The 26416-nt window shown below is 59.4% G+C and carries 18 protein-coding genes and 4 pseudogenes; 12 read left to right on the forward strand and 10 right to left on the reverse strand.

The annotated features are described in order from the left end of the window. Positions 1-137: 137 nt before the first annotated feature. Both R0J92_RS19865 and R0J92_RS19870 read right to left on the reverse strand, forming a co-directional pair. Positions 138-757 (reverse strand): annotated as a pseudogene (locus R0J92_RS19865) (IS5 family transposase). Between the two features lie 34 nt (positions 758-791). After that, positions 792-1070, reverse strand: a pseudogene (locus R0J92_RS19870) (transposase); the annotation flags it as partial. A gap of 365 nt (positions 1071-1435) precedes the next feature. Between R0J92_RS19870 and dnaE the strand changes: the two are divergent. Further along, a complete protein-coding gene (gene dnaE / locus R0J92_RS19875; RefSeq protein ID WP_411052879.1) occupies positions 1436-4936 on the forward strand; it encodes a DNA polymerase III subunit alpha in 3501 nt (1166 codons plus the stop codon). A 332-nt stretch (positions 4937-5268) separates the two neighbouring features. Here dnaE and R0J92_RS19880 read toward each other — a convergent pair whose 3' ends face one another. Then, positions 5269-5757, reverse strand: a complete 489-nt coding sequence (locus R0J92_RS19880) for a DUF995 domain-containing protein (protein WP_106165146.1) — start codon at positions 5755-5757, stop codon at positions 5269-5271. Positions 5758-5988: 231 nt separating this feature from the next. Then, complete coding sequence (locus R0J92_RS19885; RefSeq protein ID WP_106165147.1) at positions 5989-6183, reverse strand: SlyX family protein; 195 nt, start codon at positions 6181-6183, stop codon at positions 5989-5991. Between the two features lie 143 nt (positions 6184-6326). On the opposite strand from R0J92_RS19885, the gene hisS reads away from it, so the two are divergent. Genes hisS through hisG form a run of 3 tightly spaced genes read left to right on the forward strand, consistent with a single transcriptional unit; the run spans position 6327 to position 9624 of the window. Beyond that, on the forward strand, positions 6327-7841 hold the full coding sequence (gene hisS / locus R0J92_RS19890) for a histidine--tRNA ligase (RefSeq protein ID WP_411052880.1): 1515 nt from the start codon (positions 6327-6329) through the stop codon (positions 7839-7841). A 2-nt stretch (positions 7842-7843) separates the two neighbouring features. Continuing rightward, the gene (locus R0J92_RS19895) at positions 7844-8935 is read left to right on the forward strand and encodes an ATP phosphoribosyltransferase regulatory subunit (RefSeq protein WP_106165149.1); all 1092 of its coding nucleotides are present in this window, start codon (positions 7844-7846) and stop codon (positions 8933-8935) included. Further along, on the forward strand, positions 8932-9624 hold the full coding sequence (hisG, locus tag R0J92_RS19900; protein WP_106165150.1) for an ATP phosphoribosyltransferase: 693 nt from the start codon (positions 8932-8934) through the stop codon (positions 9622-9624). The genes R0J92_RS19895 and hisG overlap by 4 nt, the downstream gene beginning before the upstream one ends. 141 nt (positions 9625-9765) lie before the next feature. Here the strand turns inward: hisG and R0J92_RS19905 are convergent, their stop codons facing one another. Next, the gene (locus tag R0J92_RS19905; RefSeq protein ID WP_411052881.1) at positions 9766-10197 is read right to left on the reverse strand and encodes a DUF1489 family protein; all 432 of its coding nucleotides are present in this window, start codon (positions 10195-10197) and stop codon (positions 9766-9768) included. Positions 10198-10384: 187 nt separating this feature from the next. Here R0J92_RS19905 and R0J92_RS19910 point away from each other — a divergent pair, with 187 nt between their 5' ends. From R0J92_RS19910 to R0J92_RS19920, 3 genes and pseudogenes are all read left to right on the forward strand, one after another. Beyond that, positions 10385-12682, forward strand: a complete 2298-nt coding sequence (locus R0J92_RS19910) for an adenosylcobalamin-dependent ribonucleoside-diphosphate reductase (protein ID WP_411052882.1) — start codon at positions 10385-10387, stop codon at positions 12680-12682. 787 nt (positions 12683-13469) lie between these two features. Next, a pseudogene (locus R0J92_RS19915) lies at positions 13470-14204 on the forward strand (transposase); the annotation flags it as partial. A 584-nt stretch (positions 14205-14788) separates the two neighbouring features. After that, positions 14789-15643: an alpha/beta fold hydrolase gene (locus R0J92_RS19920; RefSeq protein WP_411052883.1), complete on the forward strand. Its 855-nt coding sequence runs from the start codon at positions 14789-14791 to the stop codon at positions 15641-15643. A 491-nt stretch (positions 15644-16134) separates the two neighbouring features. On the opposite strand, the gene R0J92_RS19925 is transcribed toward R0J92_RS19920, so the two are convergent. Then, a complete protein-coding gene (locus R0J92_RS19925) occupies positions 16135-17121 on the reverse strand; it encodes a hypothetical protein (RefSeq protein ID WP_411052884.1) in 987 nt (328 codons plus the stop codon). 1 nt (position 17122) lies between these two features. Beyond that, positions 17123-18283 carry a hypothetical protein gene (locus tag R0J92_RS19930; protein WP_411052885.1) on the reverse strand — a complete coding sequence of 387 codons (1161 nt, stop codon included), beginning with the start codon at positions 18281-18283 and terminating at the stop codon, positions 17123-17125. 409 nt (positions 18284-18692) lie between these two features. Between R0J92_RS19930 and R0J92_RS19935 the strand changes: the two genes are divergently transcribed. Next, positions 18693-20078, forward strand: a complete 1386-nt coding sequence (locus R0J92_RS19935; RefSeq protein ID WP_411052886.1) for a transposase — start codon at positions 18693-18695, stop codon at positions 20076-20078. Positions 20079-20740: 662 nt separating this feature from the next. Here R0J92_RS19935 and R0J92_RS19940 read toward each other — a convergent pair. From R0J92_RS19940 to R0J92_RS19950, 3 genes and pseudogenes are all read right to left on the reverse strand, one after another. Continuing rightward, positions 20741-21095 (reverse strand): annotated as a pseudogene (locus R0J92_RS19940) (IS30 family transposase); the annotation flags it as partial. A 1-nt stretch (position 21096) separates the two neighbouring features. Continuing rightward, positions 21097-22209: an HPP family protein gene (locus R0J92_RS19945; RefSeq protein ID WP_411052887.1), complete on the reverse strand. Its 1113-nt coding sequence runs from the start codon at positions 22207-22209 to the stop codon at positions 21097-21099. A gap of 389 nt (positions 22210-22598) precedes the next feature. Further along, positions 22599-23036: an RrF2 family transcriptional regulator gene (locus tag R0J92_RS19950; protein ID WP_411052888.1), complete on the reverse strand. Its 438-nt coding sequence runs from the start codon at positions 23034-23036 to the stop codon at positions 22599-22601. A gap of 145 nt (positions 23037-23181) precedes the next feature. On the opposite strand from R0J92_RS19950, the gene hmpA reads away from it, so the two are divergent. The 4 genes from hmpA to R0J92_RS19970 all read left to right on the forward strand — a co-directional run bounded on the left by hmpA (position 23182) and on the right by R0J92_RS19970 (position 26374). Next, complete coding sequence (gene hmpA / locus R0J92_RS19955; RefSeq protein ID WP_411052889.1) at positions 23182-24372, forward strand: NO-inducible flavohemoprotein; 1191 nt, start codon at positions 23182-23184, stop codon at positions 24370-24372. Between the two features lie 812 nt (positions 24373-25184). After that, positions 25185-25310, forward strand: a complete 126-nt coding sequence (locus tag R0J92_RS19960) for a hypothetical protein (protein ID WP_411052890.1) — start codon at positions 25185-25187, stop codon at positions 25308-25310. 69 nt (positions 25311-25379) lie between these two features. Next, a complete protein-coding gene (locus R0J92_RS19965; RefSeq protein ID WP_243395075.1) occupies positions 25380-25529 on the forward strand; it encodes a hypothetical protein in 150 nt (49 codons plus the stop codon). Continuing rightward, positions 25526-26374, forward strand: coding sequence for a terminase large subunit domain-containing protein (locus R0J92_RS19970; protein ID WP_243395076.1), 849 nt, complete (start codon positions 25526-25528; stop codon positions 26372-26374). The genes R0J92_RS19965 and R0J92_RS19970 overlap by 4 nt, the downstream gene beginning before the upstream one ends. Positions 26375-26416: the final 42 nt, after the last annotated feature.

Here is a 26416-nt window from a genome sequence, read left to right on the forward strand (position 1 = left end):
TTGGTCTCCATTACAGATACCAGCTTGAATCACGCCCGCGAGCGGATGTGAATCCCTTTTGTCAACACGACCTAGCAAGATATCGGCTTTGTTGCACAAATCATCTAAAGGCCGGAGTTCGCCTTTCCCGGACGGATTTATCCTACGGTCTCTGTGACGGGTATGCCAAGAGCGGTGTAGCGGTTCAGGACGGCGATACGGACCTGGATTTCTGCGACCTGCCGGTCGAAGTCTCTCGACATCAGGGATTGGCCGAGAAGCTTGACGCAGTTCATCTTGGTCTCGACACGGCTTCGGCGGTGGTATCCGCTCCACCTTCGCCACAATGCCTTGCCAAGATAGCGGGATGCACGCACCACCTCGTTTCGGGTGACGGCCCCGGCGCTCGTGGGCTTCCACGGTTTGGCGTTTTTGCACGGAGGTATGACGGCGTGGGCATTTCGAGCGGCAATCGCGTCATGGCATTTGCGCGTGTCATAGGCCCATCTGCGGTCACTGATCCGATGTTCTGATCAGGCGGGATCTGGTTGAGTAATTCTGGGAGCATGGGGGCGTCATCGACATTGCTGGTGGTGACCTCGACTGCACGCACCTCCAGCGTTTCCTCGTCGATCCCTATATGTATCTTGCGCCAAATGCGCCGTTTGGGGCAGCCATGCTTGCGCGCGTTCCATTCCCCTTCGCCCTCGGATTTGATGCCCGTGCTGTCGATGAGCAGGTGCAGAGGGCCGGTAGCACCGCGATACGGCAGGCTCACGTTCAGTGTCTGTTGACGGCGGCAAAAGGGTGCTGAAATCGGGCCCTGCCCGGTCCAACCCAACCAACCGCAACAGGCTTTCGACGAAACCCGTGGTTTGCCGCAGCGGCAAGCCAAATAGCACTTTTAGCGTCAGACAGGTCTGGATGGCCGCGTCGCTGAACTCTTGCTGTCGCCCACGGTTGCCCGTTGGCGGTTGCGTCCAGGTCATCTCCGGATCAAACCAAAACGACAGCGATGCGCGTTGCTTCAGCGCTGTGTTGTACGAAGGCCAGTTCCTGGTTTTGTACTTCGTAGGCGCCCAACTGCTCATGTCGCCCAGCTATCATGCTGAATTCACACAGTGAATCCCTAAAGCGATTTATGTTTCAAAGCCGTGCCTTGGGCCAAAAACAGTACCTTGGCCTCAAGGTTCTTCGTTTGCACCGAAGATGTCGGGAGTTCGAGCCGCACACGACCCACCACCTTTCCCAGTGTTGTTTTGCATACTACAGTGTCTGATCTGGTTGATCGAACCTGATTTGCTGGCATAATCCATGGCCTCGAAGACGTCTCGGTGACGCGCCAGCGCGTGGCGCGCATCGCTTTGGCATAGGTTGGGCAGAACTGCATACGCGACGGTCGGTTACCATGCGATCTGATCTTTCCTGCGGCAACGGGCGCGAGTAGGGTCGCGCCATGACAGCTTCTCCCCGATTCATTCACCTGCGCACCCATACGGAATACTCCCTGCTAGAGGGGGCCGTGCGGCTGAAAAAACTGCCTGATCTGTGCAAAAGTCACAACATGCCAGCGATTGCGGTCACCGACACCAATTCAATGTTCGCGGCGCTCGAATTCTCGGTGTCGCTGTCGGGGGCGGGCATTCAGCCGATCGTCGGCTGCCAGGTCGATCTGACATTCGAGAAGAGCGAGCCGGGCGAGAAGCCGAAGTTCCCCGCACCGGTGGTGCTCTTGGCGCAGAGCGAGGAAGGCTATGAGCATCTGATGAAGCTCTCCTCATGCCTCTATGTCAAAACCGGCGGGCAGTTGCCTCAGGTCTCGATGGAGGAGCTGGAGGCCAACGCGGGCGGGCTGATCTGCCTGACCGGCGGGCCGGACGGGCCAGTGGGCAAGCTGTTGCAACAGGGCCAGCGCCCGGCGGCGGAGGCATTGCTGCAGCGGCTCAAGGGGATGTTCCCGGATCGCCTTTATGTGGAACTGCAGCGCCATCCGGGCGAGGACGGCCAGCCCGAGGCGGAAACCCTGACCGAGCGCGGCCAAGTGGAGATGGCCTATGCCATGGAGCTTCCGCTGGTCGCCACCAATGACGTCTATTTCCCTAAAACCGAGATGTATGAGGCGCATGATGCGCTGATCTGCATCGCGGAGGGCGCCTATGTCGATCAGGCCGAGCCGCGCCGCCGCCTGACTGCGCAGCATTACTTCAAGAGCCAGGAAGAGATGATCGCGCTGTTTGCCGATCTGCCCGAGGCGATCGAGAACACGGTTGAGATCGCGCAGCGCTGTGCCTTCATGACCTATCGCCGCGATCCCATCCTGCCGAAGTTCGCTGATGACGAGGTGGTCGAGCTGCGCCGTCAGGCCAACGAGGGCCTGCAGCAGCGACTGGCGGTGATCCCGCATGCCGTTTCGGTCGAGAAATATCAGGAACGGCTCGATTTCGAGCTGGATATCATCGAGGGCATGGGCTTTCCCGGCTACTTCCTGATCGTTGCCGATTTTATCAAATGGGGCAAGGAACAGGGTATTCCGGTGGGGCCGGGGCGGGGTTCCGGTGCGGGTTCGCTGGTGGCCTATGCGCTGACCGTGACCGACCTTGATCCGCTGCGCTACAGCCTGCTGTTCGAACGCTTCCTCAACCCCGAACGGGTCTCGATGCCCGACTTCGACATCGACTTCTGCATGGATCGCCGCGAGGAGGTGATCAAATACGTGCAGCAGAAATATGGCCGCGACAAGGTGGGGCAGATTATCACCTTTGGTGCGCTGCTGTCCAAGGCGGCGGTGCGCGACATTGGCCGGGTGCTGCAGATGCCCTTTGGTCAGGTGGATCGACTGTCAAAGATGATCCCGGTCGAGGGCGTCAAGCCCGTGTCGATCGAAAAGGCGCTGCTGGACGAGCCGCGACTGGCGGAAGAGGCCCGCAACGAGCCAGTCGTGAACCGGCTCCTGACCTATGGCCAGCAGGTCGAGGGGCTGTTGCGCAATGCCTCCACCCACGCCGCCGGTGTGGTGATCGGCGACCGGCCGCTGGATGCGCTGGTGCCGCTCTATCAGGATCCGCGCTCCGACATGCCGGCGACCCAGTTCAATATGAAATGGGTGGAGCAGGCCGGTCTGGTGAAGTTCGACTTCCTCGGGCTGAAGACGCTGACCGTGATCCAGAACGCTATGGAACTGATTTTCAAATCCGGGCGCCCGCTGCACGTCAACGCCGAGGGCACGCAGCTGTTCGAGCCGGCAGAGGGGGCGGAGAACCACATCAACGCCATTCCGCTGGATGATGATGTCACCTATGACCTCTACTCGCGGGCCAAGACGGTGGCGGTGTTCCAGGTGGAATCCACCGGTATGATGGACGCGCTGAAGCGCATGAAACCCAACTGTATCGAGGACATCGTGGCGCTGGTGGCGCTGTATCGTCCCGGTCCGATGGAGAACATTCCGGTCTATTGCGAGGTCAAGAACGGGCAGCGCAAGATCCAGTCGGTGCACCCGCTGATCGACCATATCCTTGAGGAAACTCAGGGCATCATCGTCTATCAGGAACAGGTGATGCAGATTGCCCAGGTGATGGCGAATTATACGCTTGGCGGCGCCGACCTGCTGCGCCGCGCCATGGGTAAAAAGATCAAGGAGGCGATGGACGCCGAGCGCCCTAAATTCGAAAAGGGCGCGGCGGAGAATGGCGTCGAAAAGAAGAAGGCCTCGGAAGTCTTTGACCTCTTGGAGAAATTCGCCAACTACGGCTTCAACAAATCGCACGCGGCGGCCTATGCGGTGGTGTCCTACCAGACCGCCTGGCTGAAGGCGAACCACGCGGTGGAGTTCATGGCCGGGGTCATGAACTGCGATATCCACCTGACGGAAAAACTGTCGGTCTATTTCGAGGAAGTGAAAAAGGGGCTGAAGCTTCCCTATGCGGCGCCGGACATCAACCGCTCGCTTGCCACCTTCGATGTGGTCGAGGGAGAGCTGATCTACGCGCTGGGTGCGCTGAAGAACGTCGGCGTCGATGCGATGAACCTGATCGTGGAGGCGCGCGGCGACCAACCCTTCGTGACGCTTTATGATTTTGCCCGCCGGGTGGACCTGAAACGGGTCGGTAAACGACCACTGGAGATGCTGGCACGGGCCGGGGCCTTTGACGTGTTGGACAGCAACCGCCGCCGGGTGTTCGAGAGCCTTGAAGGGCTGGTGAGCTATTCCGCGGCCATCCAGGAACAGAAGAACTCCAACCAGGTGTCGTTGTTTGGCGAGGCCGGGGACGACTTGCCCGAGCCGCGCATGGCAGGCGTGCCGGATTGGCTTCCAGCCGAACGCCTCTCCGAGGAGTTCAAGGCGGTGGGGTTCTACCTTACCGGCCACCCGCTGGATGACTATATGCCAGCGCTGAAACGCAAGGACGTGATGACGCTGGACGAGGTGATGGCCAAGGCTGAGCGCGGCCCGTTCATGGCCAAGATGGCCGGCGTGGTGGCGGGCCGCCAGGAGCGCAAATCCGCACGCGGCAATCGCTTTGCCTTTGCGCAGCTGTCGGACACCACCGGCGCCTATGAGGTCACCATCTTCTCCGATGTGCTGGAGAAAAGCCGCGACCATCTGGAGACCGGCTCCAAGGTGGTGATCACCGCCGAAGCGACGATGGAGAGCGACCAGCTGAAGTTGCTGATGCGCTCTGCCGGGCCAGTGGACTCCGCGATCGCTGATGCCGGGCGCTCCAGCTTGCGGGTCTATCTGGAAAGCGCGGCGGCAGTGGCGACGGTGGCCACGGTCCTCGAGGACGCCAAGAAAGCGGCCAGGAACGCCAGCCCAGGAGAGATCTATGTCTACCTGCAGGACCCGAACCTGCCCGGTGATGTGGAAATGGACCTCGGCCAGATGTTCCCGATCAATCCGCAAATCAAGGGCGCGCTCAAAAGCCTTGAGGGCGTTATGGATGTGGAGGAAATCTGAGGGGGGGCGACCCGGCCTATCAGAAACTTGTGGCCCCCTGATGGATCGTGTCTTAATCGGCGACAATCCGGACTATTTTTGAGGTTTGTCGCCGTGCTTTTGATGCGCCGGCGCGGCCTGAGAATCAGTTTTATCTGATCTTTTGCGCTTTGATCTGCGCTTAAAGCCAACGCTGGTCTTTGAATGGCCGCACGCAAATGCTGCGATCAAGCCGATAGAAGATGCGTTCAATCCGCTGAGGTATTTCAGACCCATTGCTCAGTATGGGTCGCGCCCCAAACCTTGACGGATGCGGATCGAGGCGGAGGCCTCGACCCGAGGAGTTCGTCAGATTAGAGGCCGATCTTGTCGCGGGCCTTCGCAACATCCGACTGGTAGACGTAGCCGCGTCTCAGGCTGCTGTTGGAGTTGGTCATCGGCCACCACTCGGATCCGCCCGGCCAGCGACGATACATCACCCCCCAAGAGTTGATAACATGCTGAATGCAAAGAGGTTCTGAGACCGAGCTGCCGACGTTCGCACCTTCGGACCAGAACCAGGTGAGGTTCTGGCACAGGGTGCCATCCTGAGAGACGCTCCAAGTTCCTGCGGCCATGCTGTCGCTGTTTTCTGAACACCAGGCGCGCGCTCGTTTGTTTGGGGACAGGTAAATTCCGCCCTGACAGCCCTGTTCCCAGAGGTCGGTCTTGCCTGAGTAGGTGTTGATGACTTTCTGCGCAGATGCCGGACGCGCGTTGCGCGGTTTCGGATCTGCCAAGGCCACCATCGGAAGGCTGGCCATCAGCGAAATGGACAGTAGGGTTTTAACGGAGGGCACCATGGATCTTGTCTCCTTGCGCAGCGGTTTCTGTGATCGAGTTAATTTATCTAAAATCATGGCCAAGTTTCACGCCAGATGACAAGATCAATCGCCGTGCGGTATCGTCAGCCTGGCTCTTGGGGCTGGGCTTGGGCACGGGTCAGACAGGGTCTTGGTCACAGATCAGGAAGCCACGCCCACGGGTGATTTAAGGCCGGGTGGCGGTGGCTCGACCAGCAGCATGTCGCGCCGTCAATAGTGCGGCGGCCGCTCATCCCCGAACACGGCGCCGCCGGTGCCCTCGGCCTCACGCTGGGCCTCGCGCTCCATCAGCATCTGCACCCGGCGTTTCAGCACGTCGATGTCCGCCTGCTGGGTGGTCACGATCCCGTTCAACTCGTCCACGGTACGGGTCAGATAGGCGATCTGTTCTTCGAGGTGTTGCATGGCGCGGATCTCCCTGTGTCGAGGCTGATGTAACGCGGGCGCAGGCCGCCGTCCATGGGGCAGGGGCAGACCCTCGCACCTTGCTGTCAGAGGTCCCTTGGGCTAGACGCTCATCCGAGAGAACCACCCGCAAGGAGGCCACAATGGCCAAAGCCAAGAAGCAGCCCCGTCCCAAGGCGATCACGCCCAAGGGATTCCGTGACTATTTCGGCGAAGAGGTGACCCAGCGCACGCATATGCTGGCCGCCATTGCGGAGGTTTATCATCATTACGGGTTCGACGCCCTGGAATCCTCCGCCGTCGAGACGGTCGAGGCACTTGGCAAGTTCCTGCCCGATGTGGATCGCCCCAACGCCGGTGTCTTTGCCTGGCAGGAGGCTGATGAGAACGACCCCGAGGGCAAGCCGGGCGACTGGATGGCGTTGCGCTATGACCTGACCGCGCCCCTCGCGCGTGTTTACGCACAGCACCGTAACGATCTGCCCAATCCCTATCGCCGCTACGCGATGGGGCCCGTTTGGCGCAACGAGAAGCCCGGTCCGGGCCGCTATCGTCAGTTCTATCAATGCGATGCCGATACTGTTGGCACCGCGTCGATGGCGGCGGATGCAGAGATCTGCATGATGCTGTCGGACACGCTGGAACGTGTCGGCATTCCGCGTGGTGACTATCTGGTGCGCGTCAACAACCGTAAGGTGCTGAACGGTGTGCTGGAGGCCATGGGCCTTGCTGAGGACGATCCCAAGCGCGACGACGTACTGCGCACCATCGACAAGTTCGACAAGGTGGGCGAGACCGGCGTGCGCGAGCTGCTGGGCAAGGGGCGGCTGGATGCCTCCGGCGCCTATATCGATGGCGTGGGTCTTGAACCGCAGCAGGCAGAGCCGGTGCTGGCCTTCCTGACATCGAAGGGCGACACCGTGGCCGAGACCATGACCAACCTGCGCGCGGCCGTCGGCGACAGCAAGGTGGGGCAGGAGGGCATTACAGAGCTTGAGCAGATGGGCGCGCTGTTTGCCGCCGCTGGTTATGGCGATGATCGCATCCTGATCGACCCCTCGATCGTGCGCGGGCTTGGCTATTATACCGGCCCGGTGTTCGAGGCGGAGCTGACTTTCGAGATCTTCGATGAGAAGGGCCGCAAACGCCAGTTCGGCTCGGTTGCGGGCGGCGGGCGCTATGACGGGTTGGTCAAACGCTTCACAGGTCAGGAAGTCCCTGCGGTGGGTCTGTCCATCGGGGTTGACCGTCTGCTGGCGGCGCTACGTGAGAAGGGCCGTCTGGCGGCCACGCCGACCGGCCCGGTGGTCGTGACGGTGATGGATCGCGACCGGATGGCGGATTATCAGTCCATGGTTGCCGAACTGCGCGCTGAGGGCATTCGGGCAGAGGTCTACCTCGGCAATCCGAAGAACTTTGGCAACCAACTGAAGTACGCGGACAAGCGTCATTCACCGGTGGCGGTGATCGAAGGCGGCGACGAAAAGGAGCGCGGTGTGATCCAGATCAAGGATCTGATCCTCGGGGCCAAACTCGCTGAAAGCGCCACCTTGGAAGAGTGGAAGGAACGCCCCAGCCAGTTTGAAGTGCCCCGCACGGAGCTGGTCGCGAAGGTGCGTGACATCCTCGCCAGCCAAGCCAAAGATCAGGAGGGCTGACTATGCCCAACCGTTCCCAGATCGAAGCCCGCGCGGCGCTGTTGCGTCAGCGCTTTGAGGTGGCGGGGGGCGTGGTCGTGGACCCGCCTCTGCTGCAGAATGCCGACACGCTGCTTGATCTTTATGGCGAGGATATCCGCGCCCGCGCCTATGTGACCTCGGACGCGCTGCGCGGCGAGCAGATGCTGCGGCCCGACTACACGCTGCCGGTGGTCGAGATGCACATGAAAGGCGGTGCGGAACCCGCGCGCTACACCTACGCTGGCGAAGTGTTCCGCCGGCAGGAGCATGACCCGGATCGCGCCAATGAATTTGTCCAGGTCGGCTATGAGGTCTTTGACCGCACCGACCCTGCGGATGCGGATGCGGAGGTCTTTGCGCTGTTTCACCTGCAGCTACGTGGTCTTGAGCTGCGCGTCGCGACTGGCGACATCGGTATCCTGATGGCGGCGGTCGAAGGGCTGAAAACCACCGAGGTGCGCAAGGCGGCGTTGCGACGTCACATCTGGCGACCACGCCGGTTCCGCGCGCTGCTGGACCGGTTTGCAGGCCGCACACCGATCTCCGAGAGCCGCAAGAAACTGCTGTCGACCTCCGGCCCTTTGACCGGCTCTGCGCCGGAAATAGGAAAACGCCGGGCGGCGGAGATCGACACCCGTATCGAGACCCTGCGGGGGGATGCCGCTGCGCCGCCGATCGCTGAGCATGAGATGGCCGCACTCGAAGCCTTGCTGGCGGTGCGCGAAACCATTCCCTATGCGCTGGAGCAGATGCGCGACATCGCGGTGGACCTGCCGTCGATCCTGCCGGCGCTGGACCGGCTGGAGGCGCGGGCCTCTGCGCTGCGGGCCCGGGGGATCGACGTCGACCGGCTTGATTTCGAGGCGGCCTATGGGCGTACCTCGATGGAATATTACGACGGGTTTGTCTTTGGCTTTTACGCCGAGCGCCGCCCGGATCTGCCGCCGATCGCCACTGGCGGGCGCTATGACGCGCTGACGCGGCTGTTGGGGCAGGGGGACGAGATCCCGGCTGTGGGCGGCGTGATCCGCCCCGATCTGATCCTGACGCTGGAAGGGGAGGCCCGGACATGAGCATCAAGCTGGGCGTGCCGTCCAAGGGACGGCTGATGGAGAAAACCTTCGACTGGTTTGCCAAGCGCGGCATCACCCTGTCGCGCACCGGGTCTGATCGTGAATACGCAGGCGCGGTCGAGGGTGTGGAGGGCGTCGATCTGGTGCTGCTGTCGGCGGGCGAGATCCCGCGCGAACTGGCCGCCGGGCGCATCCATCTCGGGGTGACCGGCACCGACCTGGTGCATGAGAAGCTGCCGCGCTGGGAACAGCAGGTCGAGGAGCTGGAGCCAATGGGCTTTGGTGAAGCGGACCTGATCCTGGCGGTGCCGCAGTTCTGGATCGATGTGGACACGCTGGAGGATCTGGACGCGGTCTCTGCCGCCTTCCGCCGCACCCATGGCCACAGGTTGCGGATTGCCACCAAATATCACCGGCTGATCCGCGAATTCCTCGCCGATGCGGGGGTTGCGGATTACCAGTTGGTGGACAGCCAGGGCGCCACCGAAGGCACGGTGAAGAACGAGACCGCCGAGATGGTGGCTGATATCACCTCCACCGGCGAGACCCTGCGTGCCAACCACCTGAAGATCCTGTCGGACGGTCTGGTGTTGCGCAGCCAGGCCACCCTGTGGCGCAGCCGGGTGGCCAAATGTTCGCCCGAGGACAAGGCGGTGCTGAAGGCGCTGCTGGATCGTTTCGACGGGTAGGGGGATGCGAGGCTCTGCCTCGCGCTCCGAGATATTTGTGAAAAGATGAAGGGCTGCGTTCTCGCAGTCCTTTTCTTTTGGCACGACAGTTTCAGGGAGGAAGTACGGCAGGTCCGGAGTGGCGGCGTTCAGATCTTGGGCTCAGAGCACCCCAATTTCGGCCAGAGCCTGCGACAGTTCAACAGGCAGGGCCTCTTCCTGGTCGCGCCCCTCGGGCAGGTCTGCCGGGGTGTCCTCAGGTTTCAGGTAGCGCCAGCCCTGAAAGGGGCGCTTGGGGGCGGTGTTGGTGCGGTGCACCTCTGGGGCGAGCACGATGGCACAGCGGCGGATCTCATCCTCGCCTCGCACCTCATCCATGCGCAGGATACGCTGGCGGCACTGGATCATCCCCTTGATAACCCAGTAGATCGAGCCGCCGTTGAGAATCTCGTCCTCGCGTTTCGGCCACATGCGCGTGACATGGCGCGGCAATCCGTCGGCCCAGCGTTGCGCATAGCTCGCCTGCCAACCCATCAGCCCCTCGACGCTTTCGGTGCCGACCGAAAGCTTCAGGAGGTTTACATGCTTATCCACAGCTTGTCCCCAGAGTCGTCCAGTGTTTCAGCTGTATATAGTAGCTCCCGTAGTGTTGGCGGCAAGGTCTTGTGGTGTATTCGTGAATAAAATGCTAAACTGTCCGGAAATCACCGTTGAGAGCGGGCCTCTCTCGGGCTATCTACACTGCTTGTTTGCACACCGACCGACCACAGGGATTCGCCATATGAGCCGCTTTGCCGCCCCCATCGCCGAGCAGATCTGGGACATGAAATATCGTTTCAAGGATGCCGAGGGCACGCCGATCGACGTCACCGTCGAGGACAGCTGGCGGCGGATTGCCCGCGATTTGGCGCGGGCCGAGGCCAAGCCTGACGTGTGGGAGGAGAAATTCTATGCCGCACTTGAGGATTTCCAGTATCTGCCCGCAGGTCGGATCACCGCCGGGGCTGGTACTGCACGGCAGGTGACATTGTTCAACTGCTTTGTGATGGGCACCGTGCCAGACAGCATGGGCGGCATCTTCGACATGTTGAAAGAGGCGGCCCTGACCATGCAGCAGGGCGGCGGGATCGGCTATGATTTCTCCACCATCCGGCCGCGTGGCGCTGATGTGAAGGGTGTGGCGGCGGATGCGTCCGGACCTTTGTCCTTTATGGATGTCTGGGACGCCATGTGCCGTACCATCATGTCGGCGGGCTCGCGCCGCGGGGCTATGATGGCCACCATGCGCTGTGACCACCCGGATATCGAGAGTTTCATCACCGCCAAATCCGACCCCGCCCGCCTGCGCATGTTCAACATGTCGGTGTTGGTCACCGATCCGTTCATGGATGCGGTGAAGGCCGACGGCCCCTGGGAGCTGACCTTTGGCGGCAAGGTCTATCATACGGTGCAGGCGCGGGATCTGTGGAACAAGATCATGCAGGCGACCTATGATTATGCCGAGCCGGGGGTGATCTTCATCGACCGGATCAACGCCGCCAACAACCTGAACTACGTCGAGCAGATCGCCGCCACCAACCCCTGTGGCGAGCAACCGCTGCCGCCCTATGGCGCCTGTCTGCTGGGCTCGATCAACCTCGCGCGGCTGGTGACCAACCCGTTCGACAAGAATGCCGAGCTGGACCCGGAGGGATTGAACGCCCTGGTCGCCACCGCCGTGCGGATGATGGACAATGTGGTCGATGTCTCCAAGTTCCCGCTGGAGGCGCAGGCACAGGAAGCCCAGAACAAGCGTCGCATCGGCCTCGGGGTGACTGGCCTCGCGGATGCGCTCCTGATGCTGGGGCTGCGCTATGGCTCCGACGAGGCGGCGCGTCAGACCGAGCGCTGGCTGCACCAGATTGCCCGCGCCGCCTATCTGGCGTCGGTGGACCTCGCGAAGGAAAAAGGCGCCTTCCCGCTGTTCGATGCCGAGGCCTATCTGGCGTCGGGCAACATGATGAACATGGATGATGACGTGCGCGAGGCCATTCGCGAGCACGGCATTCGCAACGCGCTGCTGACCTCGATCGCCCCCACCGGCACCATCAGCCTCTATGCCGGCAATGTCTCCTCCGGGATCGAGCCGGTGTTTGCCTATGCCTACACCCGCAAGGTGCTGCAGAAGGACGGCTCGCGTACCGAAGAGGAAGTGGTGGATTACGCGGTGCAGATGTATCGCGAGAAATTCGGCGATGATGCCGAGCTGCCCGACTATTTCGTGAACGCGCAGACATTGGCGCCTGCAGATCACGTGAAGATGCAGGCGGCGGCGCAGAAATGGATCGACAGTTCCATCTCCAAGACCATCAATTGCCCGGAGGATATCGACTTCGAGGCCTTCAAGGACGTCTACATGCAGGCCTGGGATCAGGGCTGCAAGGGCTGCACCACCTATCGTCCCAATGATGTCACCGGTTCTGTCCTGTCGGTCTCCGAAAGCGCCGATACCGCGCCGGGCGAAAGCGTCGATGCGCCGCATGAAAGCGGTCTGGATGGCAACGGGGCGGAAGTGGTCTACATGTCGGAGCCGCTGGACCGGCCGCAGAGCCTGGAAGGCCATACTTACAAGCTCAAGTGGCCTGACAGCGAACACGCGATCTATCTGACCATCAACGATATTCTCATCAACGGTCACCGTCGTCCTTTTGAGGTCTTCATTAACTCCAAGAACATGGAGCATTACGCCTGGACGCTGGCCCTGACCCGGATGATCTCGGCCGTGTTCCGGCGCGGCGGTGATGTGTCCTTTGTGGTCGAGGAGCTGAAGGCCGTGTTCGATCCGCGGGGCGGTGCCTGGATGCAGGGCAAGTACATCCCCTCCATGCTGGCGGCGATCGGCGGCGTTATCGAGACGCATATGATCAAGACGGGCTTTATCGAAGGCGAGGGCATGGGGCTGAAGACCGACCCGACGGCGCAGGTGGTGAACCTGAACCAGCCGCGCGGCAAGGCCTGCCCGAGTTGTGGTCAATATGACATGCAGATGGTTGAGGGCTGCATGACCTGCCGCAGCTGCGGCCATTCTAAGTGCGGGTGATTTATCCGCGGGAGATGAGAGTCAGAGAAAGCAGATGAATGCGCAAACGGAAGCATAAGTCTGCGCAAGGGGTGTCAAGGGTGAAACGTATCGCCTGGTGCCCTTGGGCTGCTCTCCGACAAACGGTGATAGAGGCGCCGGGGCAGACGCTCCGGCGCCTTTCGCGTATGAAGGGGATGTGCGGTTCGTGGCATGAAGCGGCGGAGGACCATTGTGCCCTCCCTGTATGCACCTGTGCATGGCGCAGTGGGGCTGACTTGGGTGGTGAGACCCTGAACACGAGCTCGCTTAGAAGCGGTGGGAACTCCGATGAAGACCATTTAGCCGCCGCAAGCTGTCGCTGCGATCCTAGCCCGATATCAGCGTGGGAGAAACTGTCAGGTGCCCGGAACAGCAACAGATGTCTACGCCGACAGCATTGCTCGCGTCTGTGGAGACGACGTTGACCTCGACCCGGTCGAGCGGGGACTCATCCACCTCAAGCGCCAGAAGGTGATTTCCGGCAGAAGACTCGTCACGCTTCTTGCTCGCCATCAGCGCGAGATTAGACCTGTGTGACGCATCCGGGGGGCTTCTTGGGGTGCTGGGCTTAACGCCAGATTTGCATACACGAAGCGTCATCGCTCTCGGGAGCGAATGGTTTGCTTCAAGGGGCTATAGGCATAGCTCATGTCCGGCGCTGCATGATGATCTATCCTGGCTCCAAGGGCGTATTTCGTTGAAAACTCTCGCTTGATTGAAGGGCCGTCGGCTGACTCAATTCCTTCATAGGATGGGAGGATCGGCGATGATGGGACCGCGGCAGGAGGCGCAACCGGCGCTGTTCTACGAGTTCTCGCTTGAGGATCATGTCCCGCAGAACCACCTGCTGCGCTCAATCGATCGGTTCGTCGACCTGTCCGGGATCCGCACCTACCTTGCAGATTTCTACAGCCATACCGGGCGGCCTTCGGTTGATCCCGAACTCCTCATCCGGATGCTTCTAGTGGGCTATTGCTTCGGTATCCGGTCAGAGCGGAGACTCTGCGAGGAGGTGCATCTGAACCTGGCTTATCGGTGGTTCTGCTGCATGGACCTCAGCGACCGAGTGCCCGACCATTCCACGTTCTCTAAGAACCGGCACGGGCGTTTCCGCGACAGCGAGTTGCTCCGCCACCTCTTCGAGACCACAGTAGCCCGCTGTATCGAAGAAGGCCTGGTCAGCGGACAGCGCATGGCGGTGGATGCCAGTCTGATCGAGGCTGATGCCAACAAGCAGAACTCGACGCCCAAAGAGGAGTGGGACGCGAAGCAGATTGATCCCTCCGACGCGCCAAGGGCCGTTCGCGAGTATCTCGCCACCCTGGATGAGGCAGCCTTCGGTGCCGCCAGCGAGGTCCAGCCCAAGTTCACGTCCCATTCCGACCCGGCCAGCCAGTGGACGGCGGCGCGCAAGGGTCCGGCTTTCTTCAGCTATTCCGACAACTACCTGATCGATACGGACCATTGCGTCATCGTGGACGTGGAAGCGACGCGGTCCATTCCTCCTCGCCGTAGCCGCCCAAAACCTCCGGAAACTGGCCAAGACCTTTCCTGCACCGCAGCATTCGCGAAAAGCCTGATAAGAGAGGCGCTTGCGGTGTCGTCACTGGGCAGAATTCTACGTCAGCGAGCACGTGTTTTTCCACGGAATGGGCGGATTGCCGACATTCGCTGCGTCCTGGACGACCGGCAGAGATGCGCAGATTGTGACATTTGCAAAGCCTCGGGATCTGCCGCCTGGGCAACGGTCCCATGCTGCACGAGCGATGGAGGGAGCAGACCTTCGCTGCAGATGCAGCCACCAACCACTGTCGAACGGAAGGGAAGCGGACTTTGCTTACATTCGCGTCATCGCTGGCAACGACACCTCCGCAACCTATTGCTGCCGGTTCGGAAAGCTCAGCGACTTGACCGGTAAGGAGGCAGGCAATATGAGCGACCCGAAACAGCAGCAGGGTTTCCATGAAACTTATCCGTTAGCAAAGATTGCAGACCGATCATTCCCGGCCGTCCGGCAGCGGACCGGCCGAACGTTTATCTGCTTAAAACGGAGCGCAAGAGGGCACCTCTTGCGGGTAAATTTCGATGGAAAACTACGGCAGCGTCCACGGGCGCATCTACCGGGATGGCTACACGCTCGGCTACTCGATCGAGGGAGAAGGAGAACCGCTGCTGATCATTGGCAGCCACGTCTTCTATCCACGCACATTTTCAGCAGGCCTGCGCAGCAAGAGAACGCTGATATTCATTGATCACCGCGGCTTCGCTCAGGCCGACCGCGGCGTCGAGGCGCGTGACTGCTCACTGGAGACCATTACCAGTGATATCTCTGCGATGTGCAGCGCGCTTGGCCTTTCACGCCTGGATGTGCTGGGACATTCGGGCCACGGCTACATGGCACTGGAGTTCGCCCGCCGCAGACCGGATCTGGTCCGGAAGACCGTTGTTGTTGCGACCGGACCAAGCCATTCGCCAGCTTACATGGCATATGGGGAGCGTATCTGGGATATGCTTGCAGCTCCGGAACGCAAGCACCGTTTGGCACAGGATCTGGAGTGGATGGCTGCGAAGATCGAAGCTGAACCGCAAAAGAAGTTCATCTGGATGTGCCTGGGGCTGGCCGCCCGCAGTTGGTTTAACCCATGTTTTGATGCCTCGGATCTCTGGCAGGGTGTCCACGTTAACATGCCGGTTTTCGACAGTTTGTGGGGGGGCGTGTTTCGCGATTTTGATCCCGCCACAGTGCTGCAGGAGATTAAATCCCCGCTTCTGATCTGCATGGGGCGGCATGATCACCTGGTTGCCCCGCTGGAAACCTGGCTTCCGCTCATCGCGGAAAACCGCCAGCCGGTTTTTGCGCTTTTTGAGCGGAGCGCGCACACTCCGCAATTGGAAGAAGCGGAGCGGTTTGACGAAACCCTTCTGAATTTCCTGACCTGAAGCATGGCCCCGTGCGGGTATGAACCGCGCGGGGCAATTCGGGAGCTGGCCAGTTCTGCCGAGCCCGCTCCCTGACAGATCCCGCCATTGAAACGGACCGTAGCACTCGACACTTCGGGCTCACAGCGGACTTGCCGCGATGCGGCTGCAAGGTTTCAGCGAATCCGTACGAGATCCAAGCGGCCAGATGACGCCAGCCAGCCCGAATACGACATTCATGCAAGGTGCAGCGATACCTTTGCTGCAAGCGCGAACGACCTCCTGAGAGCGGACCTTCGAACGGCTCCGATGACCAGGGCGATGCCGCGCTCAGCTCAGATGTCAGCAAAGCGCAGATAGTGACCTTTGCAAAATCGGAACTGCCAGAAAGGCCTAAAGACGTGACCGGCCCAGTCCGGCCGTTCGAAGCGACCGCCGGTGCAGCGGTGCAGCTTCACCAGACCGGCCAACCCTCTATCGCGCAGCATTGTTCAACCGACAGCGTTCGCTGATCAATTTCGAAACTCTAGCCCAGAAAGGGAGAATGCCGCCTCCTCCATGTAATCCATGATGGCTGAAAGCAATTCACCGGAATCGTCAAAAGATTCGAAGATCAAATCTTTGCCCCCGGCATGAACGATGGCGCAGCGAATATAGTAGATAAAAGCTGCACCTGCCTTGTGTTTTGGGGACTTCATGTCCCCACCCTGCGAATTTAATTTCCTGCAAAGAGACGCTGCAAATCGATTTTTACCACGCGCGTCGGCGATGATATCAGATATTATCTCAAAGTATGGCTGTGCCCTTTGTGAGAGCAAGCCGATTTGCGAGATCTCACTCTCAAGGCTTTTAGCCGCTTCCGATACCGCCATCTTGGGACCGGATAGAAAGTTACTATTAAACTCCTCTTGCACCCTCTTTAGGTACCTTGCCTCCATTAGACGATAGAGTTCCACGAACTTAAACTTTAACGGAGACGCCGAAATATAACCGATAAGGCAAGACATGTCCATTTCAGTAAGAGCGTCGGCAGCGGGGATGGTGGAGTGGACGTTCTTGTATTGCGAAAGAGATCCAAGCTCAACCTCACCTTTGCGATTAACTTTCTGAAGAAGACGCGAAAACTTTTCGACCAAAGGGTGATCACCCAAAGACACAATGCAGCCGCCAGAGAGAATTCTCGTCAAATCTCCATCGCTCGCAGCGTGTATCGCCCACACCAATTGTACTTCGAGAGCCGTAGGAAAGGGTGTGTCCATACCTTCTGGAAAGGAGAATACTGCGGTGGCTTCTCCGATATTGGAATGCAGCTCGAAAATGTCGACCAAAATATCCTTAGCGTCCAAAATATGAAGCGTTCTTGGCGGCGCAGTCGATTGAGCTATTTCAATAGCTGCGGCTGTCGCTTCAACACCAAGCGACAAACCACATAACTCCAGAGGACGATCTGGGTCTATATCTTCAGCGCCGCCTATCTCCAGACGTTCCAAAATCCCCATTTTATAGCATAGTCGCGAGTTGCTGCCAGCAGTCTCGGAGGTTGCTAGCTCCACCCTGCATTATATACTCGCGAAACGTCTTGAACACGAACTCTCGCGTAGCTTCTCCAACATTGCTCTTCTTAGTATCAATACTCCTCCGCAGAGCGTCGAAACGTTCTAATCCCATAGGATCTTCAACATCTTGTTTTGCTTCTGCAATCAAGCGCTGCAGTGCTGGTCGCACTCGGTCATTCAGCGCCTCATTTTGGATCGCGAAACCGACCGCTGCAGCAATACCTAGAACTACAGTGTCATTTCCCAAGAACTTGTAAGATTTGCTTCCGAGAGCCTGATCGAACTCGATAAGCCACGCCACAAAATTATGATATGATTCTTCGCTTACGTCATCTCCACTGGCCCCAATGCCGGAACCCAAGGAATCGAGCGCATCATCAACAACGAGGCGCTCAGCAATTAGATTGCTCATCTCCACATTGGGCGACTTCTGAAGCCAGGCCTGAAAGGCTTGGGCCAAAACTGAAAGATGGAATTGTCCAGGGTTCACCCTCCGTTTGTGATCCTTTACTGTGAAAATTTCCAAACCGGGGATATGTCTAAGGTCCTCCATTAGGCCCCTCGACAGGATATCGATTTGATGCTTCATCGACATCGGCTTTTGGCCGGCATTTAGCAGAAGCATTCTATACGCCAACGAATAGAATGGAATGTTGATCCAAATTTCAACTCGCAGGGACCTAGCAAGGTAGCTCGCGAGTTCATCGCCTGATAAGTCATCCCGAGCTTCTCTCAGCGCATTCGTCCTTTGAAGTCCGTCAACAATATAGATATCGTCCGGACTTACATCCTGTAGTGCGCTGGTCGCCTCATCGCGTGTTTCCGGGAGGATATCCAGAAAACCTTGTTGTTTGTTGTATTTCTGAAGGGATGCTGCTGCGATATCTTTAGCGGCGATGACAATCGCAGGAAGAACGCAGCCTTTTTTAAGGTCAGCTCGAAGCGTCCTGTAATTTTTGCTGCCCTTTATAATATCTCTCTGAATCGAGAGGTTGTGCTCTGCACCTTGGGTCTTCTCAAGATACCACTCATAGTCAACGCGAGCACTTACCATGAAGCACTCAATGCGCTGGTCGTAGTCGATGCTAAGCACCTCAAATTTCATTGGGGCGAATCCTTCATTCTGCTGGAGGTAGCTTAGCTTGCAACCTGATCGAGTGCCAACTAGCTTGGACTTGGACACATATGTCTTCGCTACAGTAGTGACATCTTGCTTCGTGGGCTGAGGATTGCTGCCGTTCGGCCTAAACACAGTGAACGACTGCTTCCCGCCCCCTGTGTCAGTCGCGCCGCATCGAGGGGCGCGCTCCTTGCTGGATGTCCGCTTCCATCTGCTGATAAGGGGGCATTCGCGCCTGCAGCGAACTTCCGGAAATCGCCTGGCGTGCTGGCGGCCTCATCCGACGCAGGTGCAGAACGAATGTCCATAAAGGGCTTATTTTGTTGAAAAACTCTTCCTTGCTTGCGGCCTGAACTGCTGATTCAATTCTCTTGTCGAACGGGGGGATTGGTTGATGTTGGGACCGAGACAAGAAGCGCAGGCGGCGTTGTTTTATGAGTTCTCGTTGGAAGACCACGTTCCCCAAGATCACCTGCTGCGGTCGATTGATCGCTTCGTCGAACTGAGCAGCATCCGCTCGCATCTGGCGGATTTTTACAGTCACACCGGACGTCCATCGGTCGATCCCGAGCTGTTGATCCGCATGCTTTTGGTGGGCTATTGCTTTGGCATCCGATCCGAACGACGGCTCTGCGAAGAGGTGCATTTGAACCTTGCCTATCGCTGGTTCTGTCGGCTCGATCTGAACGACCGTATTCCTGACCATTCGACCTTCTCAAAGAACCGTCATGGCCGTTTTCGAGAGAGTGAGTTGCTACGCCATCTGTTCGAGACGACCGTAGCCCGCTGTATCGAAGAAGGCCTCGCCAGCGGGCAGCGCATGGCAGTGGACGCCAGCCTGATCGAAGCAGACGCCAACAAGCAGAACTCGACACCGAAGGAAGATTGGGACGCGGCAAGTATCGATTCAGCGGATGCGCCTCGTGCCGTTCGCGAGTATCTCGACACACTCGATGAGGCGGCATTCGGTGCGGCCAGCGAGGTAAAGCCGAAGTTCACCTCACATTCCGACCCCGCCAGCCAATGGACTGCGGCGCGTAAGGGGCCGGCATTCTTCAGTTATTCCGACAATTATCTGATCGACACGGATCACGGTGTCATCTTGGATGTGGAACCCACACGTTCCATCCGGCAAGCTGAGGTTGGATCGACGCAAACGATGCTAACACGGGTGAAAGACAAGTTCGGCCTGGTCCCTGACTGGATGATCGCCGATACCGCCTATGGTTCAGGCCCGATGCTCGGCTGGCTCGTAGATCGCGACATCGCCCCCTATATCCCGGTAATCGATAAGGCCGCACGCCCCGACAGCACTTGGACACGCATGGACTTCGAATGGGATGCCGAGAATGACCAATACATCTGCCCCGAGGGTCACGCGCTCAAGCAGTTCCGCCGGAATTATTCCGATCCAAACCGGGGGCCGACCGGCAAGGGCACAGCCCGTTATCGTGCCTTGAAAGACGTCTGCCAGGTCTGCCCGTCCAAGCAAAAATGCTGCCCCAATGCTGATGCGCGCAAGATTACTCGTGAAGAGCACGAAGATGCCCGCCAAGCCGCTCGGGATCTGGCCAAGACCGAAGAATACGAGATCGCGATGAAGCTCAGAAAGAAAGTTGAGATGCTCTTCGCGCACCTTAAGCGGATTCTCGGACTGGGGCGCCTGCGATTGCGTGGCCCATGCGGCGCAAATGACGAATTCCTCCTCGCCGCCACCGCCCAAAACCTCCGCAAACTGGCCAAGATCTTTCCTGCACCGCAGCAAACCCGCAAAGCCTGACCAGAAAGGCGCTCGCGCTGAATTTCGAGCAGCTATTTCTGCGATCGCAAACGTTAGTTTTTCCACAAAATCGGCTGAGACCGGCCCTCCGCTGCGCCTGGCACGAAGGTCGGCAATGGGCCGTTCGCGTCGGTCGACACGAAGGGCGGCAACCGGACCTTGGCTGCGTCTGCGAAGGTTCCGCGCCAAGCGGGCAAAAGCGGCCATTCAAGCCCTGGCCGAACGAAACCCACATGCTGCGCTGCGCACCAACGTCAGCAAAGCGCAGATAGTGACCTTTGCAAAGTCCAGGCAGCAGGGCCACCTTGATGGGGTGAACGGCCCATTGCCGACCTTGGGATGAAGTGACCCCGCGGCGGCGCAGCGTCACCGAAGCGGTCGTTCGTGCGTCGCGCAGCATTTCCCGACGGCCAAGGTCTGCTGAGCGGACTTTCCGGTCATTCGATTTCGAATCTTCGCTCGCGCAGCATCAGTTCGCAGGTGCGGCATGCTGCGCGCTGCGATGCAGCCGACGTCGCTAAACCGGTCGTTCGAAGGCTGAGATTTGACCCAAACCGAAACCGTGCTTTCGCCGCAGCTTGATCCAATACACCAGACGCCGGACGCCGGACGAAGCGGTCGTTGAGCTTCGCTCGATACTGATGGGCGAACTCTGGGCGGATTCAACAAGTCGTCGCAACACGTTCCATCATATCCTGTTTGAGCGACCGGTCGAGTGCCTCCGCCGACGTTTGCCAGCCCAACGTCTTGCGTGGCCTCGTATTCAGAGCATGGGCAACGGCGCTCAGTTCTTTTGCGCCATGTTCGTTGAGGTCCGTTCCCTTGGGGAAAGTACTGGCGAAGCAAACCATTCGTGTTCTCGTTGCTTCCGCGCTGCCAGGAGCTCTGTGGGTCGCAGAGGTAGATGTCGAGGCCTGTATCGATCCAGAGCTGGGCGTGTTGTGCCATCTCGGCGCCCTGGTCCCAGGTCAGTGATCTGCGCAGATGTGTCGGCAAATCCATGATGGTGCCGGCTAACTTACGCAGCCAATCGGTTTTGCGCCCCTCGCAGAAGCAGACAGATGATATCAGTACGCGTGAGAATGCCTGCCAGGCGGCCATCCTTCGTTATCGGCACGGTTTGCACCCCATGCTGCGAAAGCCGGTTCAGGAGAGTGCCGACCGGAAGGTCATGCGGGACACTGCCGGCAGGCGGCTGCATCACATGATTCGCCCTCAGTTTGCCTTGGCGCAGCGGGCGGAACTTTCGGCCGCCGCCCCGTATCAGCGCATCGATCAGATCGCTTTGCAGGATGAGCCCCACGAAGTTTTCCTTGGCGTCCACAACGGGTAGGCTTTTGACGGAATGGCGGCGGAACAACTGCGCAATCTGCGCTGCTGGCACATCGGGCGTCACCGTGATCAGGTTCTGCGTCATGATGCTGCCGCAGGTTACACCATCAAACCGGTGCTGCGCGGCTTCCTCCTCTGCGGCGGCAAGCAGCCGCCCCAGGTCTGCCACGCCGATGTTGGTTGATTGATGGAAGCGCTCCAGCAACTCCTCCAGTTCGTCATTTCTGAGACCCAGGCGGATCTCTTGCGGCTGCACAGGCGTCTCTACGGATTGGCGGAACGGGTATTTTCGGCCTGTGACCCGGTTAACCATGATGCCCGTCAGGACCAAAGCGGCCGTCAGAAGGCCAACAGGCACGATCGCAAAGGCAAAACCGGCATCAAGGACCGGCACCGGGTCCAGTGCCGCCAGCAAGGCAATTGCCCCGCCCGGAGGATGCAAGGCCCGCGCAATCATCATAGCAATGATCGCTGCGGCCACAGCCAATGTCGGCCCCCAAGGCATGGGTACGGCTTGCAAGACTGCAACCGCTGCCACGGCGGAAACAACATTGCCGCAGATTGCCGACCAGGGCTGTGCCAGCGGGGAATTTGGGACGGCGTAGATCAAAACCGCGGAAGCTCCCAAGGGGGCGAGCAGGTGCATTGGAACCCCTGCGATTTCCGGCCAGACAAGCGCGAACAACGCGCAAACACCAATCCCGGCCGCGGCGCCGGCCGCCGCGCGCAGGGTTTCCCGCATCTGTGCTGGCGGCAGTGCCGGAGAGAGATGGCGCAAGAGATTTGACTTCAGCTGCATGGCTCCGCCTGCCCGGAAATGAATCACCCGCCGGTAAGCTGCACACAAAACAGGCATTTTGAAAACGTATTATCGGCTGGCAACGCTGCGGTGCAAGAATCTTCTTCCAACATCGCAGCATTCATGGCGCTTTTGCTGGAAGCCACAGTTTTCCGGCACCCCAAACAGAAAGAAGACTTGGTCGGCCTCGTTTCGTCCTTGATTACATTCTCAATGACGGGGTGTGTCTTGCAGTTGGCGGGCCGAACGGCGACGGCATCGCAATTTCCAGCCTGATCCCTGTAGAGCATAGGAAGGTCTCTAAAGGTGCCCAGGCAGGGGCGACTGCAATTGGCGCGCTGCTATTACCCTGGCCGTTGCCTGTACCCAGTTTGGGTTCTATTGCAGGTTCACGGATTTTCCGCCGCCTCTGACAAAGTCAGCAGCGGAACCAGATCCGCTTTGTTCCTGATCAGATCGGCGACTGTACTGCGGTCGAGGACGCTCAGAAACGCATTGACCGCTTCGGCAAAGACCACTCGGAGCCCGCATTGAGGCTGGATCACGCATTCTGCGCAATTGGCAACTTCCAAGCTTTCTTCCATGATCCGTACGACTTGCCCCACATTGATTTCGCTGGCTGCCTGTCCAAGCTTGATGCCGCCGTAGCGGCCGCGAACGCTCGTGACGTAGCCTTGCCGGACCAACTCGCTGACGATCTTCATCAAAGAGCTGTGCGGCAGACGGTAGATGCGGCTCAATGTCTCAATCGAGTGCAGTTCTTCGGGTTTGGACGCCAGAAAAATTAGAATTCTCAACGCGTAATCTGTTGTGAGGTTCAGCTTCATGCGGGGCTCCGATCACGCCTTTAATATTCATATGGGTTGCATCTTTCAATCCGGTAATCATACATGCAACCAGTCTGAATGATTCAGGCTGTGAAACTCATGATGCAGACCGCAAGTCTGCCAACCGACATATCAGGAGCGTGCAATGGCACAGCCACTCAGCCAAACCACCATCGACACCGTAAAGGCGACTGTTCCGGCGATGGCGCAGCATGGGCGCGGGATTGTAGCGGAGATGTATAACAGGCTGCTGACCGATCCCGAAATCCGCACGCTATTCAACCAGTCGCACCAGAACGGTGACTCCCCGCAGCACGCGGCATTAACCAACGCGATACTGGCCTACGCGCAGAACATCGAAAACCTCCCGGTGATGGCCGCAGCGGTGGAGCGTATTGCAAACAAGCATGTGGGACTGCAAATCGAACCCCGCCATTATGACCATGTCGCCAGCGCCCTGCTGGGCGCCATCGAAGGGGTTCTCAAGGAAGCAGCAACCGGGGAGGTGATCCGCGCCTGGGGCGAAGCATATTGGTTCCTGGCCAATATCCTGATCGACCGCGAAGAGCAGCTTTATCAGGAAACCGCAACGTCTGAGGGCGGCTGGCGGGGCTGGCGGGAATTCCGGATCGACCGACGGATCCAGGAGAGTGCTGACGTCATGTCATTCATCCTGAAGCCCGCCGATGGCAAGCCTGTACTGAAGCACAAGCCGGGGCAATATCTATCCTTCGATCTAGAGGTTCCCGGAGCAGACAAGCTGCGCCGCAACTATTCGATTTCCTCGGGACCATCGAATGAATTCTACCGGATCACGGTAAAGCGAGAGCAGGGAGGCCTGGCAAGCACCTGGCTGCATGAGCAGGCGGTCGAAGGCACCGTGATCAACGCTGCCGCACCAGCCGGAGAGTTTTTCCTGAAGAGTGGACTGGAGGCAGAGGTTGTCCTGCTGTCGGCCGGTGTCGGGCTGACGCCGATGATTTCCATGCTTGAGGATCTGGCCGCAAACAGTCGCTCTGCGACCTACCTGCATGCCACACAAAACAGCAGGCATCACGTCATGCCGGATATGGCCAGATCCCTGTCCCGCCGTTGTGTCACATTTTTTGAGGATCCCAGTGCCGAAGACCGGGAAGCAGCGAACTTCGATGTGGAAGGCCGCATCACTCCGGAGTGGCTGGCCCGGAACACCAGCACAGACCGGGCTGAATACTACATATGTGGCCCAAAGGGCTTTATGGCGATGGCTGTGAATGGCCTGAAGGCGGCTGGCGTTGACGAGAACCGTATCTTCTACGAGTTTTTCGGGCCAGCGCAGGAACTGGACGCCGCGTAGCAACAAATATGCGACACGAGAGGAACGGTCCTCCCGACCGGGCAACCGTATCGGGTGGACCACGATCGTCGAGCGCCATGTGACGCGAAACCGACCGCGTCTGCCTTGCGGCTGGCCGTGGTCAAGGCGGTGACGGGCTATAAGAAGTTCAATAGACAGCTAAAACCACATGGCGACGCTTCAGACTTGCTGCAAGCTGCCTGAGTGGCTGCTTTTCCCTCTGCAATGCAGCAGTGGTTTTGTAGCGGCGCAGCAGGTTTCCATGCTGCGTGCGCGCGCAGAACAAATTTGGCGCTGCCGCAATGGGCTCACTGCCGACATTGAGGGCAAAGCGCCGGGTTTGACAACTTGAATGTCCGGTTCCGGGAAGTCGAGACGCGATTTCCGCATGTGCGGCAACGAGAACCAACCTCGCTTCGCACCGGTCACTTTGGGCTGAGACCGGTCATCCGCGGCGCCTAAAGTGACGGTCGGCTCTGGGCCGTCAGTCCTTTCTCACAAAAGCGCGGCGCGGATGGCTGGCCGGTGGATCCACAGCACCCGGCCAACCGCTGACGCTGCAGCCCGTCCACCCCGGGGGGAGGGTTCGAAGGAATTCCGGAAGCACTGGCAAACGGAGGGGATCCTTTGTCTGTGCGAAGTGGAAATTGAATAGAAAAAGCCACATGAACAAGGAGTTGATCGGGATATGCGAGGGCGCAGACCGGCAGAGGAAAAAGTTGTGGCCCTCGCGGAAGAGGGCGCGCCGCTTCACAATCTGTAAGAGCGGGCGCGGCTGCGCCTGGAGGAGATCCGGCCCTGGTGAGCTGCGCTTGACCTTTGACCGGCTGGCGCTGCCGCTGTGTCATCCGACCGTGGACCGGTTGAAGCCCAGCAATGTGATGATGTTCAAACAGCTCTGCAAAGCGGTGCTGCGGTTTGAACGTCTGGAGCTGTAGCTGGAAGAGACCGGCGAGACCTATGAGAGCGAGACGCGCAACGGGGTGCAGATCAAGGCGCGGCCCTAAGTGGCGCAGCTCAATGAGACCTTCCGCCAGATCCGCTGGCTGGCCAATGACTTTGGCATGGCGCCGGCGGCGGAGCGGGGCCTCTCGGGGGCAGGGCAGATGGGCTTCAGTTTTGCCGATCCCGATGGGCCCGAGAGCTATCTGACGTGAGCGCATCCCCTGACCGGGTCTCGGCCAGCGAGGATCCGGTGACAGCCTGGGCGCAAGCGGTGCAGGCCGGCGAGGTTGTGGCCGGGCCCTATGTGAGGGCGGCGGCGGATCGGCATCTGCGCGATCTGGTCGAGGGGCCCAAACGCGGGCTCAAGTGGGATCTGGCGGCGGCGCTGCGGGCGATCCGGTTCTTTCCGCAGGTGCTGCGGCTCAATGGCGGGCAGTTCGAGGGGCGGCCCTTTGAGCTGCATCCCGGCCAAGCGTTCCGCATCGGCTCGCTCTTTGGCTGGAAACAGTACAGCGCCCAGCACGGCGCGTGGCTCCGGCGGTTCACGCGGTTTTACGATGAGGAAGGCAAGGGCAACGGCAAATCTCCGATGCTGGGCGGCATTGGCCTTTACATGATGGTGGCCGATGGCGAGCCACGGGCGGAGATCTATGCGGCGGCGGCCAAGAAAGACCAGGCGGGGATCCTGTTCCAGGATGCGGTGGCGATGGTGGATCAGTCGCCGGTGCTGAAGCGGAAAGTGCAGCAGCAGGGGGGAAACCCCGTCTGGCAGATGACCTACCGGGGGCGCGGGGGCGACAAGCGCAAGTTCAAACCGCTCTCGGCCGAGAAAGCCCAGTCCGACCCGCGCCCCCATTGTGCGCTCACCGATGAGGTGCATGCATGCCGTTCAACACAAGATAGAACACAGCACGGTAGGATCAAAAGAGCTGTTCGTTATTGCCGAACACTGCTTTCCACCAGCCCGACGGCGATCCACTGCAGAGAAAATGTTAAGATGAGATCTGCCGCATGTGGCGGGATCTGTCTGCAGGGAGTCTTCGCAAATGTGCCTTGAGACGCCACGATCATATGTGATCCCACTCCATCTTGCGGCGTC

This window comes from Tritonibacter sp. SIMBA_163, assembly GCF_046535935.1.
Lineage (GTDB): Bacteria > Pseudomonadota > Alphaproteobacteria > Rhodobacterales > Rhodobacteraceae > Epibacterium > Epibacterium scottomollicae.

Coding starts and splice junctions, on each gene's coding strand:
- dnaE (WP_411052879.1), top strand. CDS start 1,436: ATGACAGCTTCTCCCCGATTCATTCACCTGCGCACCCATACGGAATAC.
- R0J92_RS19880 (WP_106165146.1), bottom strand. CDS start 5,757: ATGGTGCCCTCCGTTAAAACCCTACTGTCCATTTCGCTGATGGCCAGC.
- R0J92_RS19885 (WP_106165147.1), bottom strand. CDS start 6,183: ATGCAACACCTCGAAGAACAGATCGCCTATCTGACCCGTACCGTGGAC.
- hisS (WP_411052880.1), top strand. CDS start 6,327: ATGGCCAAAGCCAAGAAGCAGCCCCGTCCCAAGGCGATCACGCCCAAG.
- R0J92_RS19895 (WP_106165149.1), top strand. CDS start 7,844: ATGCCCAACCGTTCCCAGATCGAAGCCCGCGCGGCGCTGTTGCGTCAG.
- hisG (WP_106165150.1), top strand. CDS start 8,932: ATGAGCATCAAGCTGGGCGTGCCGTCCAAGGGACGGCTGATGGAGAAA.
- R0J92_RS19910 (WP_411052882.1), top strand. CDS start 10,385: ATGAGCCGCTTTGCCGCCCCCATCGCCGAGCAGATCTGGGACATGAAA.
- R0J92_RS19920 (WP_411052883.1), top strand. CDS start 14,789: ATGGAAAACTACGGCAGCGTCCACGGGCGCATCTACCGGGATGGCTAC.
- R0J92_RS19925 (WP_411052884.1), bottom strand. CDS start 17,121: ATGGGGATTTTGGAACGTCTGGAGATAGGCGGCGCTGAAGATATAGAC.
- R0J92_RS19930 (WP_411052885.1), bottom strand. CDS start 18,283: ATGAAATTTGAGGTGCTTAGCATCGACTACGACCAGCGCATTGAGTGC.
- R0J92_RS19935 (WP_411052886.1), top strand. CDS start 18,693: ATGTTGGGACCGAGACAAGAAGCGCAGGCGGCGTTGTTTTATGAGTTC.
- R0J92_RS19945 (WP_411052887.1), bottom strand. CDS start 22,209: ATGCAGCTGAAGTCAAATCTCTTGCGCCATCTCTCTCCGGCACTGCCG.
- R0J92_RS19950 (WP_411052888.1), bottom strand. CDS start 23,036: ATGAAGCTGAACCTCACAACAGATTACGCGTTGAGAATTCTAATTTTT.
- hmpA (WP_411052889.1), top strand. CDS start 23,182: ATGGCACAGCCACTCAGCCAAACCACCATCGACACCGTAAAGGCGACT.